A 15,979-nucleotide genomic window follows, 5' to 3' on the forward strand; every position below is an offset into this window, starting at 1 on the left:
CTACGGTCGAAGCAAACTTTAGGCCAGCTAATGATTCTGATGCCACGTAAGATCTCCTTATGCCACAGTTTCCCTCCGAGCAATTGCTGACCTTCGCCACAGTCCTCTCCGAGGGGACGCTGGATTCGGCAGCGCGCCTGCTTCACATCACCCCCTCTGCGGTGTCGCAGCGGTTGAAGTCGCTGGAACAATCAGCGGGTCGGGTGCTGCTGCAACGCAGCAACCCTGCGCAGGCCACCGAAGCAGGCGAAGTGGTTCTCCGGCTGGCCCGCCAGGTAGCCCAACTGGAGGCCGACGCAGGCCGGGAGCTCGGGCTGGGCACTGACGGTGCGCAACGTGCCGTTCCGATCGTGGTCAACGCGGACTCGCTGGCTGTGTGGTTCCTCCAGGCGCTTGCCCACGTGCCCGGTGATCTCAACGTCACTTTCGACCTCCACCGGGACGACGAGCAGCACTCCACGTCGTTGCTGCGGTCCGGGACTGTGATGGCTGCCGTGACGGCAACCCCCGAGCCCGTGCAAGGGTGTCGCGTGGAAAGCCTGGGCGTCATGCGATACCGCGCAGTGGCAGCGCCGGGCTACCTGGAGAGGTGGTTCCCGGATTTTCCGGACGGTTTGGACCGGGCCGCACTCAACACTGCGCCCACAGTGGATTTCGACCGCAAGGATACCTACCAGTGGGCCTTCGTGCGCTCGTGGCCCGACGCCTCGGGAGATCCTGTGCCTGAGCGGCGGGGGCCTCGGCACTACGTGCCGGCCTCGCATGATTTCGGCGACGCGATCCGGCTTGGCCTGGGGTGGGGCTTGATCCCTGAAGTCCAGTGCGGACCGGACATAGCCGACGGCAGGCTGGTTGAGCTGGCCCCGGAGAGGCCCTTCGATGTGCCGCTTTACTGGCAGCGATGGAAGACAGCTTCCAGGGTGCTGGACGTACTGAGCGATACGGTGCGTGAGGTGTCCGGCCGGTACCTCACCAAACCCTGAAAGCGGCTAAATCCGAACACGCCCAAGGATGCTTCCAATAATGTCAGTGCCCCGTTCCACACTTAAATCATGGCAAACACAGCAGCACCAGTGAGCATCCACCACCGTCAGCTCTCCGAAGACATCGAGTTTCACGTGACCTACCTGGACAGCGAAACGGGCCGGGTCCGGCGTGAGGACTTCCACGACCTCGCGGCGGCCGAGCGCTTCGCCAGTGCCCAGCTCCGCGACGAGGATTGCTGGGCCGTGGTGGACCACGTCAAGGTCCAGCACACCAGCCGGATGGTTGCCTAGGCACCAAGCACATCCGGCCACGCTACTCGGGCCGGTTGTGCGAATGGCCCCCGTGGACGAACGGCGATGACACACCCTGGTACTTCAGCAGCATCATCATTCCTTCGGCAGCATGATCCAGATTGTGGCAGTGGTCCATCCAGATTCCGGGGTTGTCAGCGTGGAGCAGCAACTCCCACACTTCCCCTGGCAGGACATCCACGGTGTCCAGGACGAGCGGCGAGCCACTGGGCGCAACGCCGTTCCTGCTGAGCACCTGGACATGGTGGCCGTGGGGATGCATCGGATGCGGGTCGGCGGTGCGGTTCACCACCGTCACTTTCACGGTGTCCCCGAGCGCTACGTCCATGGATGGCACCAACGGATAAGCGGCACCGTTGACTGTAAAGGCGTAGCGCGGAATGCCATTAACAAATCGGAATTGCCGGTCCAGGACAATTATCTCTTCGCGGGTGATGGCAGCGCCGTCTGAACCAGCCCTTGTCCCGACCAACGGTTTGCCATATTCCAGCAGGTCCAGCGCAGGGGTGGTGTTGAAGACTCCCGGCGGAGCTTTCCCAGGGACGTCTACCGGAGCCGCCGCCGCGCCGGCCCCGGGGGCACCCGATGGAGCAACCACCACAACGGCGCTGGAAGCAGCATCTGAGCGTAGGGCCACGGCCTTGTCCGGCATGGTGAAAGAGATGTCCACCCGTCCACCGGCCCCGAGGCGTACCACCTTGCCGGACACGTCTTCGGGCTGATTCACCTCGGTTCCGTCCATCGCCACCGCCTTGAAGGTCGTGCCCTCCACAAGGTAGCGCTGCGGCAGGGAATCGGTATTGATGAGGCGCATCCTCACGCTTGTACCTGGCGGGGCCGGGTACACACTGCTGCGGTCTGAGGAGCCCAGCAACCCCAGACCGCTGAGGTCGTGACCGGCCACTACGATGTCCGTTTCAGCACGGGGCAACGTTGGGTCGTGCACGACGAATGTGCCGTAGAGGCCCTTGCGGACCCCCTCGGCCGAATCCTGGTGGGTGTGGTACCAGTAGGTACCCGACTGTGCTGCAGTAAAGCGATAAGTCATGGACTGCCCGGGCATCACGGCGTCCTGGGTTGCTCCGGCCACTCCGTCCATGGCATTGGGGACGTCGTACCCGTGCCAGTGCAGGGTGACACCGGCCGCCACATCGCGGTTCTTGAGTACCACCTCCATCACCTCACCCAGCTGGGCTTCCAAGGCTGGGCCGGGAAGGCTGCCAAACGTCCAAGCCTCGGTGCCCTGGCCGGACGGCAACGTCACCTGTTCCACCCGGGCCGTCAGTTCGTAGTGCCGGACCACGGCATCGGCAGGGGATTCACCCAGCAGGCTGGTTACCGGTGTCGGGTCCGCAACAGCAGCGGCCTCGCCGCCGTCGTGATGTCCGACGGCGGCCGCGATCACCGCGCCGTCGGCGGACCGGCTCCCAAGCCAGGCAAAGACTCCGGAGCCCAAAGCGGTACACGCCATGAGTCCGGCGACTGCGGCAACCGCCGTCGGACGCCTTCCTGACGGGACAGCACCGCGTCCTGTCCGGGCAGCGCGTCCGGGCGTGAACAGCGCCAGTTTGGCCAAGAGCACCGCCAACACCACCATGGACAGGAGCACCGCGATGCTCCACGGAGCCGGGAACGGGCCCAGGATGAACGTCAATGCCAGCGACGCTACGGCCGACGCCGCGGCTGCGACCATGGCCAGTATTGCCCACTCCCTGGACCGTGCCGAATCTCCCGGCCTGCCAGGTTTGAAGCCGGTGTTCCGTCTCCTCAGCAAGAACGGAACACCGGCCATCGCGGCCCAAGCCGCGGGGATGGCGGTCAGAGGCAGGTTGATGGTTGTGCGTTCGCTGGCAAACCACCAACTGCCGGCCACCAAAGCTGGAAGCAGGGCGTAACGCGCCGCCGTCAGCACGACGGCGGCACATACCAACAGCAGCGCCAGGCCGGTTACCCGGGTCGTGGCTGGATTGCGGTCGGCACTGGACGTCGTTGAGGCGACGGCCAACCAGACCGCGGTGATCCATGCGCCGGCCGCGAGGACGGCAAGCACAAGGTCCACCGCGAGCAGCTGCGAGGTGCTCACAGCTGCCGGCAGTCAGGCCGTTGTGGGCGAGGTGGAAGCATCCGAGGACGCGGCCTTGGGAGGCAGCGGCTGCGGGTTGAGGGCTGCCGCCCTGGCGCGGTTAAAGAGCCAGTAGGACATGAAAATCATCAATACGCCGACGATGGGGTGGATCGAGACAACCCATGAGCCTGCCGGTGTGATGAATTCCGGTGAGGAACCAGTCAGCATGCCGCCGATGATGAAGATGAACAATTGGAGCCACGTCAGCAGGAAAATGCCTGCCGCCAGCCAGATTGTCCGGGATCCAACCCGGGCAATGGCAGCGACGATGGCGGCCAGAAGCGCTGAATAGCGGAGGACGTACTGTCCGTTCGCCGCGTGGAAGACGCCCGCTTCACGCTGGGCTTCGATGGTGTTTTGGAAGTGGAAATATCCCGCGAAGAACAACTGCGCGAGTGCTGACAGCAGGACGATCGCGGAGAGGACCAGGAGGGCTTTGCGCATGGGGGAATCCTCTGGTGGAAATTCGCAGATTCTTCTAGGCCTTCAAACCGCCGGCTCCCTGGCTGCGGGCTTCCCCCACCGCCGACGGCTGGCCGCCAGGATGCCTGGACCAAGGGCAACCATTAAGGGCGGAGAGCTTCACTTGGAATCGTAAATTCGCTGGAGATGAATAGCAAGGGTTTATTGCTTCCCAGCCGGCTTTACTGTTCGTGCCCCACGTCCTTGCCCACGTCCTTGGCATCCATGATCCGGTAGGCGTAGCCCTGTTCGGCCAGGAAGCGTTGGCGTTTGGCTGCGAAATCCTGGTCAAGGGTGTCACGGGCCACCAGGGAGTAGAAGCGGGCGGCACGGCCGTCCTGCTTCGGACGCAGGAGCCGTCCCAGCCGCTGGGCCTCTTCCTGGCGTGAGCCGAAGGAGCCGGATACCTGGATGGCTACAGATGCTTCCGGAAGGTCGATGGAGAAGTTGGCCACCTTGGAGACCACCAGCGTGTGGATCTCACCCTTGCGGAAAGCATCGAAGAGCCTCTGGCGGGCTTTGACGGTGGTTTCGCCTTTGATCAGGGGAGCATCCAAGCGCTCGGCGATCTCGTCCAGCTGATCGATGTACTGGCCGATCACCAGTAACTGTTCACCCTTGTGGACCGCAACGAGCTCTTCCACCAGCTTGGTCTTTGTTTCCGAGGTAGCGCAGAGCCGGTACTTGTCCGCGTCGTCGGCCATGGCATAGGCAACGCGTTCGTCCCGGGGCAGGTCCACACGGACTTCCACGCAGTCGGCGGGTGCGATGTAGCCCTGGGCCTCGATGTCCTTCCACGGTGCGTCGTACCGTTTGGGCCCGATCAGGCTGAAGACCTCGCCTTCGCGTCCGTCCTCCCTGACCAGGGTTGCCGTGAGGCCAAGGCGACGCCGGGCTTGCAGGTCGGCGGTCATGCGGAAGATCGGGGCGGGCAGCAGGTGGACTTCGTCGTAGATGATGAGTCCCCAATCGTGGCCGTCCACGAGTTCCAAGTGGGGATACAGGCCTCCACGCTTTGTGGTGAGGACCTGGTAAGTAGCGATGGTCACGGGGCGGACTTCCTTGACTGCTCCGGAGTATTCACCGATCTCGTCCTCGGTCAGGGAAGTGCGCTTGAGGAGCTCGTCCTTCCATTGCCGTGCAGAGACGGTGTTGGTGACCAGGATCAGCGTGGTGGTGGAGGATGTCGCCATCGCTGCCGCACCTACCAGCGTCTTGCCGGCACCACAGGGGAGTACAACGACGCCGCTGCCACCGGCCCAGAAGTTCTCCGTGGCCAGCTTCTGGTAAGGACGCAGCTGCCAGCCGCTTTCGTCCAGCATGATGAGGTGTGGTTGCCCGTCCACGTAGCCGGCCAGGTCCTCCGCCGGCCAGCCCAATTTGAGGAGCAGCTGCTTCAGCTGGCCGCGCTGCGAGGAGTGCACCACCACGGTTTCGCCATCGATCCGCGGACCCAGCAGGGGAGCGATCTTCTTGGCACGGATGACTTCCTCCAGCACGGGGTAGTCATCGGTACGCATCACCAGCCCGTGTTGAGGGTCTTTCTCCAGCCGCAGACGGCCGTAGCGGGACATGGTCTCTTCAATATCGATGAGCAAGGCATGCGGAACCGGGAAGCGGGAGTACTTCAGCAAGGTGTCCAGTACCTGCTCCGCATCCAGCCCGGCAGCCCGGGCATTCCAGAGTCCCAGCGGGGTCAGCCGGTAGCTGTGCATGTGTTCGGGGGCGCGTTCCAACTCTGCGAAGGCCGCAATGGCGTGTCGTGCCTCGGTAGCGAGCTCGTGGTCGACTTCCAGCAGGATGGTCTTGTCACTTTGTACGATCAGCGGACCGTCGGTCACTGTTGAATCCTCACTGCGCTTTTTTGGAACGGCGGTCTTGGGAACGGCGCGGTTTTCATGACCGCAGTTCGCCTGCGGGCTCCACATCGATGATCCGGTGGATGGACAAAACCCGTTCGGTGTCCTTGGCGGGATCGAACACCCTGACTCGTCCACCGGATACGGATACAGGAACAACGGTTTCCGTGTTGGCATTCCCCAGGCTGTCCACCACGTTCATGGTGACCGCCTGTTTGAGCCGGATGGCCGTTTGCAAGGTCTCCAGGCCCAGCTGCGTGGACGCTTCGCCCGCCGCTTCGGACCGCACTCCGCGGTGCTGGCGAAGGACCGACAACTGTGCCTCGACGTCGTCGTCCGGGGGTGCCGTCCGTGGCGCCGTGTACACAGGGCGGGCGCTGCCGGGCACCGCTGTTGTCCGTTTGAAACGCACGACGGCGGGCTCGGCCTCTTGCACGGCGGGCGAAAGTCCCAGCTCGCGCAGAACGCGCGCCGTTTCACGGGGGCTCGCGGACGACGTCAGGACGGTGGGAGCTATGCGCACCAGGCTCAAAGCCGACGTACGGGCCTCATTCAAGAGATCGGTGATGGCCGTTTCGTCATCGCTTTGGATGAAGCTGGCGCTCGTGCCGATCCGGAGGCGTCCATGCCGCGACGCCGTGTCCTGCACGAGGTACGCCAGTGGTTGCGGCACGTCCGTGGCCGAGTGCTCCCGGAGGAACGCCAACAGCGATTCCGCATCCTGTCCGGCGTCGAGCGCCCTGCGGATGGTGGTGGCAGAAAACCGGTAGATCGACGCCGGCCCCTGCCCCTCGGCGTCGGCCATCAACAGGAGCGTCTCGCTCAGCTCCGGCGCAAGGTATCCGGGTGCGACGGCTGTCAGGTCGGCCTGCAGGAGGATGTGGTTCACCGCGGCCGGCAAATGCTCGCCGAGGATGGTCAGTGCGTGTTCGGGCTGGGCCTCGGCAATGGCCGAACCCAATTGGGTCAGGGCACCGGAACCCATCAAGCCAAGGAGCGTGGCTTCCTCGAGGATGCCGCGGACCAGGGAACTGAACCGGCGGGACATTCGCGGCTGGGACCATTCAGCCCGTTGCAGGACGGCCCTGGCATCCAGGACGGGCGCTTTGCCGTCCGGTGCGGCGGCTTCTACGGTGAGTTCGTTCAGGATCTCAAGGACCCGGCGTCGGACGACAGGAGCGTCAGGCCGCTGCGCTTCCGCGGACAGCGCATTGATGGTGGTGCCGGCGGCTCCTTGATGCGCGGCCGACGACGGACCCGTGAGTGGTTGTCCCACCAGTGAAGGTGCACGCTCGCTGGCCAGCCAGGCATTGACCAGCCAGAGCCATTGCTCCTGCCGGGGAAGGTTGAGCCATTCAAGCGACGGTGGCTGCACCCACGTGGAGCTGTCGACGTCCAGGCGCAGCAGCCCGGCCATTGCGCACAGTTCAAGGATGACCGCTGTTTCATGCACGCCCATGCGGACGGATTCGGCCAGTCGCCGCAGTTCGCGCACGCCCACACCGCCGCTCCTGAGGGTGGACAGGGGCTGCTCCCGCACAGCGAACAGCAGCTCGCTGGTCAGTCGCAGGATCTCCGCAATGGCACCCATCGCAGCGTTCCGCCGCAAGGCAGCGCTGGTGTGGCCCAGCTCCGGAACGGGCGGCGAGAGCGTGAAGTCATCCACGATCGCACCCCCACGGAGGGCAAGTCCCACGCTGTGGGGCAGTTCAACATGGCCGGCATCCAGGGGAACAAGCAGGCCGCGGGCCAACAGCCAGTCGATGGGCCCGACGTCGTGGCTTTCGTGGGTGACGGACGCCCGCCGCTGTGCTTGGGGTACTGCGCCCATGGCCCAACTGCCAAACTTGTCCAGCAGGCCCACGGTCCGCTCCGGTGCCGTCGCCAGGATCGCGCGCAGGTTATCCGGTGTGGAGGTCCAACGCTGGAGCGCGAGGGCTGCATCCATGGGAGTGCTGGCAGGGTGGATGCCAGCGCCGCTTTGCTGGAGTTCGGCCACCAATTGCACCACGCGCTGGGCAAAGGCGGGCTGCAGACGGACCAGTTCCGTATAACTCCTGCCCAAACCTGCCGGATAGATTCCGATGACGTCCTTGAGGCTGCCTACTGGAAGGTAGAAGCGCTGGCGGGACGAGGTGGCAGGCGAACCGGCCGGCGGATCGGCACGGTGGATGAGGGCCAGCTCCTGCAGTTTGGCAAGGATGGGGTCCAGCGCCGACAGGGTGGAGCCGGCAATGACCTTCTTGAGTCCTGCTGCGGAAATGCTGTGCCCGGTATCGGCGTTGGTACACAGGTGCAGTGTCTCCAAGACCTGCATTTCGGGCTTGTTCAGGCGTTCCAAGGCCCGCTGAACACTGACACGGGCACTCGCCCTCGCAGCCAAGGCGGCAAAGTCCGGCGCCATGGGGGAGATCAGGTCCGGTCGCGCAGCAAACAAGGCCCGCAGCGAATTGTCGCTGCGCGCTTCCAGTTCCTTGCTGAGCGCGCGTATAAGGGACATCAATCCAACGTTACCGCCCCGCGGCCGCTGGTGCCTGCCGGCAGCTCACCTGGTTACTGACGGCGGCGCTGGCGAACCGCGTCCAATACCAGGACCACCGCCAGCATGAAGGCCACGGGCAAGCCATAAAGGGCTGTGTAGGTGACCCAAACCGGTGCCGCACCACCGTTGTAGGCGATCGCCATGACGGCCCCGACGGCGGCCAGGGAGGCTACCGCGATCACGGCGGCGATGATCATGAGGGGGCGGCGGTAACCCTGGGAAGTCATGCCCCCAACGCTAGCAGCAGCACCGGAACAGGATGCATTACGGCTGCCTCGATGCTGTTCGGGTACGGCTGCTGTCCTCCCTGATCGCGGCAAAGCGGGAATAGCGGGCCAGGCAGGATAACCTTGAAGGAACAGACCAACACGGACCGGGCTGTCACCCTCGATCCCGCAGAACCCTGCGGATGCGGTGTTTGGCCCGACGTGTCTCCCAAAAGCAAGAACGAAGAAGGTTGATTACGTGCCTACCGGCAAGGTCAAGTGGTATGACAAGGAAAAAGGCTTCGGATTCCTCGCGGCTGAAGACGGCCAGGAAGTATTCCTGCCCAAGACGTCCCTGCCCGCGGGCGTAACGGAGCTCAAGGCCGGAACCCGCGTGGAGTTCGGCGTGGCCGATGGCCGCCGCGGCGCGCAGGCGCTGGGGCTGCGTGTCCTGGAAAAGACCCCGTCCATCGCCAAGGCCAAGCGCATGAACGCCCGGGACCTCGCGCCAATGGTGCAGGACCTGGTGACGGTACTGGACAACCTCTCGGGTTCTTTGTCGTCCGGCAAGTACCCTGACGGCAACAAGGCAAAAGCCATCAGCATGGCGCTGCGCAAGGTTGCCGACGAGCTGGAAGCCTAGGACCGGCCATGACATCGGAATCCGCACAGGATACAAAGGCCGGAAGGAACGCCGAGGCAAGCCCTGCGGCCGGTCCTGACGCTGCCCAGGCTCCTGGCAACGGGGAAGCCCCCGCGCGGAAGCCCGTTGCGGACAAGTCACGGGCCGGCTTGCCCGTGTGGCGCACCGGGAAGCCGGACGCGTTCCTTGCTGCCGCCGTCGACACTGCGCGCGAGGCCGTGGAGGGCATTGCCAATCCCGGTGAGGTCGGGCCGCACCTCGGTGCCAAATCGGAGGGCGACCGCGTTGTCACCCACCTGTTTGAGTCCAGGCTTGCCGGATATGGCGGTTGGCAGTGGTATGCCGTGGTGACCCGCAATTCACGATCCAAGATCGTGACCGTGAGCGAACTGGGCCTGCTGCCCTCAGAGGATTCCATCCTGGCCCCTGAATGGGTGCCATGGGCCAAGCGTGTCCGTCCCGAGGATGAGACGCCCTTGGTGGAGGAAACCGTGGAGGACGTCACGGAGGAGTCCGTTCAAGCGGACGAAGACGAGGCCACGGAACCGGCTGACGCGGACGCCGATTCCGACGAACCCGGCGCAGGCAGTGAAGATGACGACGACGAAACCGGTGCCGAATAAGCGTTGCGGTAATCCCGGGGTGAACGGAGCTGAAGGTGGACACTGATGTCCACCTTCAGCTGTTTAACCACTGGATGCGCCTTGGACACCGAACTGCGCCTTGGACACCGAACTGCGCCTTAAACAGCGGCGGCGCCGTCCGGACTTACCGAACGACGCCGACCACAGCCGGTGTTGCTACTTCTTCAGTTCGCCCACTACGTAGTCGATGCTGGCGAGCAGTGCGGAAACGTCGTCCGGTTCGATGGCGACGAACGTGGCAATGCGCAGCTGGTTGCGGCCGAGCTTGCGGTAAGGCTCGGTGTCCACCACGCCGTTGGCGCGCAGGACCTTGGCGATGGCTGCGGCATCAATGGAATCGTCGAAGTCGATCGTGGCGATGACATTGGAGCGGTCTTCGGGGTTGGTGACAAACGGCGTCGCGTAGTCCGAAGCCTCTGCCCACGAGTAGATGCGGTTGGCCGAGTCCGCAGTGCGCTTGCTGGCGAAGTCCAGGCCGCCGTTGCTGTTGAGCCACTGCACCTGGGCGTCCAGCGTCACCAGGGTGGACAACGACGGTGTGTTGTACGTCTGGTTCAGCTTGGAGTTGTCGATGGCCGTCTGAAGGTCCAGGAAGTCCGGGATCCAGCGGCCGCTGGCCTTGACCCGCGCGGCGCGTTCCAGGGCGGCGGGGGAGAAGAGGCCCAGCCACAGTCCACCATCGGAGGCGAAGTTCTTCTGCGGGGCGAAGTAGTAGACATCCGACTCGGCAACGTCAACGTCGAGGCCGCCGGCAGCCGAGGTGGCATCCACCAGGACGAGGGAGCCTTCGTCGGCCCCCTGCACGCGCTTTACGGGAGCAGCTACACCCGTGGAGGTCTCGTTCTGGGGCCAGGCATAGACGTCGACGCCCGTTTCGGCCTGTGCCACCGGGCGGGTGCCGGGCTCGGATTTAATGATGGACGATGCATCAAGGAACGGTGCCTTGTTGGTAGCGGCGGCAAACTTCGATCCGAATTCGCCGAAGGAAAGGTGCTGGGCCTTCTTCTCCACCAGTCCGAAGGCAGCGACGTCCCAGAATGCCGTGGAGCCGCCAACGCCGAGGACAACCTCATAGCCCTCGGGTGCGCGGAAGAACTGGCTGAGCCCTTCCCGGACGGACCCCACCAGGTTTTTCACCGGTGCCTGGCGGTGTGACGTGCCGAGGATGGTGGACGACGCGGCAGACAGGGCCTCGATCTGCTCCGGGCGGACCTTGGACGGTCCTGCGCCGAAGCGTCCGTCCTTGGGCAGCAGATCGGCGGGAATGGTGATGCTGTTGTCGCTCACGTGTGGCTCCAATGGGTATCGGCTAGAGATGGGTCGTGGCAGGTGGCATCAACTGCCCCTTCGACACCCCAATTCTGCCTGACGTGGCCCGGGGGCAGGAACCTGTGGCCGTCATAGTCCGCCACGTGGAATATGGACGAACCATATGCGACCGGAATTATCCAGAGTAATTCCAAATAAGCTAGGCTGGGGGTTGGCGTTCATGGGGCGGCGGTGCACACCGTCCGCACCGGCAAGGGACGCGGTACGGTGGAGATTACGCAAGGAACTGCGTTCGAGGAGAGCTGAGCTGGATGACGGATCTGATCGATACCACTGAGATGTATCTTCGGACCATTTTGGAGCTTGAGGAAGAAAACATCGTGGCGTTGCGGGCCCGCATCGCCGAGCGCCTGCGGCACTCCGGACCTACGGTTTCCCAGACCATCGGACGCATGGAGCGCGACGGCCTGGTGGTTGTGTCCAACGACCGCCACCTGGAACTTACCGAGGTTGGACGGAAGCGTGCCACAGAGGTCATGCGCAAGCACCGCCTTGCCGAGCGGCTCCTGGCGGACGTTATCGGCCTGGACTGGGCCTACGTCCATGATGAAGCGTGCCGGTGGGAGCATGTGATGAGCGAGCGGGTGGAGCGCCGGTTGTACGAGCTCCTGGAACACCCCACCGAATCCCCGTATGGCAACCCCATCCCCGGACTTGAAGCGCTTGGCGGCCTTGCGAGCCAGCCCTTGTCCCGGATTGACGTCAACCTCCTGCAGGCTATGGACGGCTATGCCACAGATTCCCGGGTGGCGGTAACCCGCCTCGCGGAGCCCATCCAGGTGGAACCTGAACTCCTCACGCAGCTGGACGAAGGTGGAATCCGTCCAGGCGCAACAGTCTCGCTGGCGCGCGTCGGCGAGTACATCTCCGTCCGGGTTCCCGGCATCGAGGGCGCGCTGGAGCTTCCGCCGGAAGTTGCGGCACACGTCTTCGTATCCGTCAGCTGAGGGCTGGCCTGTACCCAACCCGTGTCATATCTCACTTTCGCGGCTTTGGCGCGCGTGTGACCTGCGGTTTTTCAGGATTGATGATAAGGGCCTGCCGCGCCACGTGCGTTTCTGTTGATAACGAATTTATTACTGCGGGGCTTAATCCCCTATAGTTATCTACTAGCGCTGATACCAAAGCGTTACCTGTTCCGGAGCCGAGCTCTGCCAGCGGAACAGGTGTGTCATCCACCACTGGCAGAGGCGGGGGAACCACAAGCGGCTGTCTAAAGAAGCAGCCTTGGGGTGAAGTCCGCAGCAGAAGTGCCCACTGACGCAAGTCCTTCCTTGGATACCTGTGTGCCGTGAGCGCCTCGTGCGGACCGGGTCTTTGAACTCTCTGACCCGAATCCGACAGCTAACTTCGCAGGCTTTTTAGAGAGGAACAGAGTTTGACAACGCAGAACGTCAGGGGCCGCCGCCGCGCGTCCGGCCCCGCTGCTGAGCTGCGGCCAGCCCGCGTCGTATCGGAGATCCGGCCACGCGACACCGAGCGCCAGGTGCGTCGCCGTAAGAGCCCGTTGCGCCAGGTAGCCGACTTTGCCGCAGCCAGTGGCGTCGGGCAGAAGGCCGGAGTTGCGCTTGCCGCCACCGGACTCGCCCTGACTGTCGGTCTGCCGGCCACGAGCCCCGTCATGGCCACCTCGGAATCAGGCCAAACCGAGTCGGCCCTTGCCGTCGCCGGTGGCAGCCAGCCCGAGGTTTCCGCAGCCGCATCCGCCAAGATCGACTTCAGCCGCGCTGCCGTTGCCACTGCAGCCGACCCCGACGGAAAGCTGAAGCAACTGCTCAGTGCGCAGTCCGCGGGCAGCATTCAGCGGGCCTCGTCGGCGGGCACCATGGCCAGCCCCTTGGACACGCTGACCACAGCTTCCCCGTTTGGCTACCGCGTCAGCCCCCTCACGGGCGGCGCCGGCGACTTCCACCGCGGCCAGGACTTCGTGGCTCAGTGCGGCACCGCCGTACATGCGGCAGCCAGCGGCAAGGTCACCTTTGCTGGATGGCACGAGTACGGCGGAGGCAACCGCGTGGTGGTAGACCACGGGAATGGCCTCGAAACCACGTACAACCACCTGTCATCCTTCACCGTCAAGGTGGGCCAGACGGTCAGCCGCGGCGATACGGTCGCACTGAGCGGCACCACAGGCGCTTCCACCGGCTGCCACCTCCACTTTGAGGTCCAGGTCAATGGTGAAGTTGTCGACCCCATGGGCTGGCTCTAGGGCCAGTTGATGGTTGTCTCTCGCATTCGTGACACACCCCGTGACCTGAATGTGACATTCGCGTTCAACTGTTGTACCGTACAAAGCGCATCGGCTTTTTAGGGGGCCGGTGCACTTGAGTGGATTGCCTAGCTCTGCCACCACTCGAGGTCCGTTCGCATAAATCGTCTGGCAGGGGCGGGGGAACCACTTCTGGTCTTCGAAAGAAGGCCTTGGGGTTAAGTCGCAAAGCTTCCTTGAAGCAGCGCGGCCGGATGACTCCCATCCGAATCCGACAGCTCACCTCGCAGGCATTGGGAGAGGCTACCTACGTGTCATCACGCACTACCCCTGCGCGCCACCGCGCCGAATCGGTTCGTACGAACCCCTTGAACACGCTTTCCAAGGCTGTTTCATCGAATGCCGGTACCGTTGGCCGCCAGGCCGTCGTTCTGGCAGCAGCATCAGGCCTCGTCCTCAGCGTCGGCTTGCCGGCACAGGCAGCTGACACCGACGTTTCCAAGTCGGAAGCCTCCAGCACCCAGCAGATGGTTACCACCGCCGTCGTCACCGCGGAGCCCACAGCTACCGTTTCCTTTGAAAGCCCCGTTGTGGCCACCAAGGAAGCCCCCAAGATCCAGCGCGCTTCGCAGACCACCCAGCGGGCCACTGCAAACGGCACGCAGGACGCAGCAGGTGCTGTCACCGCCAAGTCGTCCGAAGCCAAGGACGCTGCTTCCAGCGCCGCGGCCTCCGGCCTCGCTGCCATCGCCTACACCGGCATTGGCCACCCGTACGTTTGGGGCGGCACAACGCCCAACGGATGGGACTGCTCCGGCTTCACCCAGTGGGTCTACGCACAGGCTGGCATCAGCATCCCGCGCGTCAACGCCTGGACGGCCATGAAGCCCACCAGCACTCCGGCCCCCGGTGACCTGGTCATGCAGAACGGCGGAGCCCACGTAGGCATCTACGTTGGCAACGGCATGATGATCAGCGCTTTGAACCCGGGCCAGGGCACGCTCCTGCACTCAGCTGCCTCCACCGGCACGTCCTCCTTCTTCACCCTCCGCTAGAAACAATCCGGTTCGAGGTTCGCCAGCATGCCCCCCAAGTGCTGGCGCGCCGATTAGCCGCGTGTACCCCAACTGCATGCGGATATGAAAAGAGAAAACCATGACCAGTGCAAACAAAGTTGCACGGCATCGCGCTGAGGCCCCCAAGACCAGCTCGCTTGCCGTCATCGCCAAGGCCGTCAGCGACAACGCCGGTGGCGTTGGCCGCCAGGCAGCAGTCATTGCCGCAGCTTCAGGCCTGGTCCTGACCGGTAGTGTTGCTGCCAACGCTGCCGAGACCAAGGTGGACCGCGAGTCCACCTCGACGTCCACCCTTGACGTCCAGTCGGTAGTTCAGGCGACCATCGCTGCGGACTCCACGGTTGCCATCTCCTACGAGCGCCCCGTGGTCACCACGGTGGAAGCTCCGGCTCCGGTAGTGAAGAAGGCTCCGGCCAAGGTTGAAACCAAGGCGGCCACGGAGAGCACAGCAACGTCCGGCAACGCTACGGTCGCCGTCAACACTGCGGCTCCGGCGGCAAAGGCTCCGGCAGCTGCCAGCGGCCTTGGTGCAGCAATCGCTGCTGCCGCCTACGCACAGCTTGGCGTCACCCAGGACTGCACCATGTTGGTGACCAACTCCCTGGCCGCCGTTGGCATCAACTTCCACGACTGGCCCGCTGGTTACCTGTCCCTGGGCCGCACGGTCAGTGCAGCAGAAGCGCAGCCCGGCGACCTCGCCTACTACGCCAACGGTGGTTTGGCTGGACAGGCCCACATCGCCGTCTACGTTGGCAACGGCATGGCAGTCCATGGTGGATGGAACGGATCCACCACGGCACTGTTCAGCGTCAACGTCGGCTCCGGCCCGGTTTTCATCCGCGTCAACGGCTGATCCCACATCATCATGAACACCCCGCAGGCTCCGGCCGGCGGGGTGTTCTGCTTTAACCGCGCATGAACTCTTGCCGACACCGCAGGCGAAACGGCAGAAAGATTCGTGGATACGGCATATAAGTGCTTACCCTTATGTTGTCGATCCACAGCCCGTACAAGCAGAGGGCAGCCGGCCCTCGTGCCCCTGACGGGTGCGGCCGTGAAGAGGTACGTGCATGCGCACACTCGTTCTGAATGCTGGATATGAACCGCTGGCGGTAATAACATTCCGCCGGGCGCTGGTCCTTGTGCTCACTGGGAAAGCTAGCGTTGTGGCCGAAGGCGACGAGCCTGTCGTCGGGCCACAGGAGATTCTCGGACGACCATCCGTGATCCTCCTCAACCGCTACATCCGTCCCCGGTACAACAGGATTACTGCCGTGAGTCGCCGCGGGGTCCTTCGCCGCGACGGTCACCACTGCGCCTACTGCGGGAAAACAGCCCACACCATAGACCACGTCCACCCCAAGTCCAGGGGCGGCGCGGATTCCTGGGAAAACCTGGTTGCGGCGTGCTTGAAATGCAACAACGCCAAGAGCGACCACACGCTGGCCGAAATGGGTTGGAAACTCCGTTTCAAGCCCGGCGTGCCCCAGGGAACCATGTGGCAGATCAAAGAACTCGAGAAACCTGCGCCGGACTGGGACCCGTTCCTGTTGCCGGAATCCGCTGCCTGATCGATTTCTGCTGAC

15 protein-coding genes and 2 riboswitches are annotated in these 15,979 nt (G+C 64.0%); of the genes, 9 read left to right on the forward strand and 6 right to left on the reverse strand.

The features are described 5' to 3' along the window. Positions 1 to 59 precede the first annotated feature (59 nt). Complete coding sequence (locus J3D46_RS09680; protein ID WP_231339615.1) at positions 60 to 983, forward strand: LysR family transcriptional regulator ArgP; 924 nt, start codon at positions 60 to 62, stop codon at positions 981 to 983. A gap of 69 nt (positions 984 to 1,052) precedes the next feature. After that, entirely contained in the window at positions 1,053 to 1,277 is a 225-nt protein-coding gene (locus tag J3D46_RS09685; protein WP_231339614.1) for a hypothetical protein, read from the forward strand. A gap of 22 nt (positions 1,278 to 1,299) precedes the next feature. Here the strand turns inward: J3D46_RS09685 and J3D46_RS09690 are convergent, their stop codons facing one another. The 5 genes from J3D46_RS09690 to J3D46_RS09710 all read right to left on the reverse strand — a co-directional run bounded on the left by J3D46_RS09690 (position 1,300) and on the right by J3D46_RS09710 (position 8,513). Then, complete coding sequence (locus tag J3D46_RS09690) at positions 1,300 to 3,381, reverse strand: multicopper oxidase family protein (protein WP_231339613.1); 2,082 nt, start codon at positions 3,379 to 3,381, stop codon at positions 1,300 to 1,302. A 12-nt stretch (positions 3,382 to 3,393) separates the two neighbouring features. Further along, the gene (locus tag J3D46_RS09695) at positions 3,394 to 3,867 is read right to left on the reverse strand and encodes a hypothetical protein (protein WP_231339612.1); all 474 of its coding nucleotides are present in this window, start codon (positions 3,865 to 3,867) and stop codon (positions 3,394 to 3,396) included. Positions 3,868 to 4,067: 200 nt separating this feature from the next. Next, on the reverse strand, positions 4,068 to 5,726 hold the full coding sequence (locus tag J3D46_RS09700) for a DNA repair helicase XPB (protein WP_231339611.1): 1,659 nt from the start codon (positions 5,724 to 5,726) through the stop codon (positions 4,068 to 4,070). A 55-nt stretch (positions 5,727 to 5,781) separates the two neighbouring features. Then, positions 5,782 to 8,244: a helicase-associated domain-containing protein gene (locus J3D46_RS09705; protein WP_231339610.1), complete on the reverse strand. Its 2,463-nt coding sequence runs from the start codon at positions 8,242 to 8,244 to the stop codon at positions 5,782 to 5,784. A gap of 53 nt (positions 8,245 to 8,297) precedes the next feature. Then, positions 8,298 to 8,513 (reverse strand): hypothetical protein, encoded by a 216-nt coding sequence (locus J3D46_RS09710; protein ID WP_231339609.1) that lies wholly within the window; start codon positions 8,511 to 8,513, stop codon positions 8,298 to 8,300. Positions 8,514 to 8,751: 238 nt separating this feature from the next. Here J3D46_RS09710 and J3D46_RS09715 point away from each other — a divergent pair, with 238 nt between their 5' ends. Next, on the forward strand, positions 8,752 to 9,135 hold the full coding sequence (locus tag J3D46_RS09715) for a cold-shock protein (RefSeq protein ID WP_011773749.1): 384 nt from the start codon (positions 8,752 to 8,754) through the stop codon (positions 9,133 to 9,135). A gap of 8 nt (positions 9,136 to 9,143) precedes the next feature. Continuing rightward, complete coding sequence (locus tag J3D46_RS09720; RefSeq protein ID WP_231339608.1) at positions 9,144 to 9,758, forward strand: DUF3027 domain-containing protein; 615 nt, start codon at positions 9,144 to 9,146, stop codon at positions 9,756 to 9,758. 177 nt (positions 9,759 to 9,935) lie between these two features. Here the strand turns inward: J3D46_RS09720 and serC are convergent, their stop codons facing one another. Beyond that, positions 9,936 to 11,066 carry a phosphoserine transaminase gene (serC, locus tag J3D46_RS09725; RefSeq protein WP_231339607.1) on the reverse strand — a complete coding sequence of 377 codons (1,131 nt, stop codon included), beginning with the start codon at positions 11,064 to 11,066 and terminating at the stop codon, positions 9,936 to 9,938. A gap of 293 nt (positions 11,067 to 11,359) precedes the next feature. Between serC and J3D46_RS09730 the strand changes: the two genes are divergently transcribed. The 5 genes from J3D46_RS09730 (at position 11,360) to J3D46_RS09750 (ending at position 15,964) form a co-directional block, all read left to right on the forward strand. Continuing rightward, complete coding sequence (locus J3D46_RS09730; protein ID WP_231339606.1) at positions 11,360 to 12,055, forward strand: metal-dependent transcriptional regulator; 696 nt, start codon at positions 11,360 to 11,362, stop codon at positions 12,053 to 12,055. A 185-nt stretch (positions 12,056 to 12,240) separates the two neighbouring features. Continuing rightward, a riboswitch (cyclic di-AMP (ydaO/yuaA leader) is annotated at positions 12,241 to 12,482 on the forward strand. Between the two features lie 4 nt (positions 12,483 to 12,486). Continuing rightward, on the forward strand, positions 12,487 to 13,317 hold the full coding sequence (locus J3D46_RS09735) for a M23 family metallopeptidase (RefSeq protein WP_253466651.1): 831 nt from the start codon (positions 12,487 to 12,489) through the stop codon (positions 13,315 to 13,317). A gap of 125 nt (positions 13,318 to 13,442) precedes the next feature. Beyond that, a riboswitch (cyclic di-AMP (ydaO/yuaA leader) is annotated at positions 13,443 to 13,624 on the forward strand. Between the two features lie 4 nt (positions 13,625 to 13,628). Further along, a complete protein-coding gene (locus J3D46_RS09740; protein ID WP_253466654.1) occupies positions 13,629 to 14,372 on the forward strand; it encodes a C40 family peptidase in 744 nt (247 codons plus the stop codon). Between the two features lie 100 nt (positions 14,373 to 14,472). Next, positions 14,473 to 15,246 carry an NlpC/P60 family protein gene (locus J3D46_RS09745; protein WP_231339604.1) on the forward strand — a complete coding sequence of 258 codons (774 nt, stop codon included), beginning with the start codon at positions 14,473 to 14,475 and terminating at the stop codon, positions 15,244 to 15,246. Between the two features lie 217 nt (positions 15,247 to 15,463). Next, entirely contained in the window at positions 15,464 to 15,964 is a 501-nt protein-coding gene (locus tag J3D46_RS09750; RefSeq protein ID WP_159703451.1) for an HNH endonuclease, read from the forward strand. Positions 15,965 to 15,979: the final 15 nt, after the last annotated feature.

Origin of the sequence: Paenarthrobacter sp. A20 (assembly GCF_024168825.1) — a bacterium.
Classification (GTDB): domain Bacteria; phylum Actinomycetota; class Actinomycetes; order Actinomycetales; family Micrococcaceae; genus Arthrobacter.

Bases quoted from the DNA above. Each gene is read 5' to 3' on its own strand.
- J3D46_RS09680 (WP_231339615.1), top strand. From the start codon at position 60: ATGCCACAGTTTCCCTCCGAGCAATTGCTGACCTTCGCCACAGTCCTC.
- J3D46_RS09685 (WP_231339614.1), top strand. From the start codon at position 1,053: ATGGCAAACACAGCAGCACCAGTGAGCATCCACCACCGTCAGCTCTCC.
- J3D46_RS09695 (WP_231339612.1), bottom strand. From the start codon at position 3,867: ATGCGCAAAGCCCTCCTGGTCCTCTCCGCGATCGTCCTGCTGTCAGCA.
- J3D46_RS09705 (WP_231339610.1), bottom strand. From the start codon at position 8,244: ATGTCCCTTATACGCGCGCTCAGCAAGGAACTGGAAGCGCGCAGCGAC.
- J3D46_RS09710 (WP_231339609.1), bottom strand. From the start codon at position 8,513: ATGACTTCCCAGGGTTACCGCCGCCCCCTCATGATCATCGCCGCCGTG.
- J3D46_RS09720 (WP_231339608.1), top strand. From the start codon at position 9,144: ATGACATCGGAATCCGCACAGGATACAAAGGCCGGAAGGAACGCCGAG.
- J3D46_RS09730 (WP_231339606.1), top strand. From the start codon at position 11,360: ATGACGGATCTGATCGATACCACTGAGATGTATCTTCGGACCATTTTG.
- J3D46_RS09745 (WP_231339604.1), top strand. From the start codon at position 14,473: ATGACCAGTGCAAACAAAGTTGCACGGCATCGCGCTGAGGCCCCCAAG.
- J3D46_RS09750 (WP_159703451.1), top strand. From the start codon at position 15,464: ATGCGCACACTCGTTCTGAATGCTGGATATGAACCGCTGGCGGTAATA.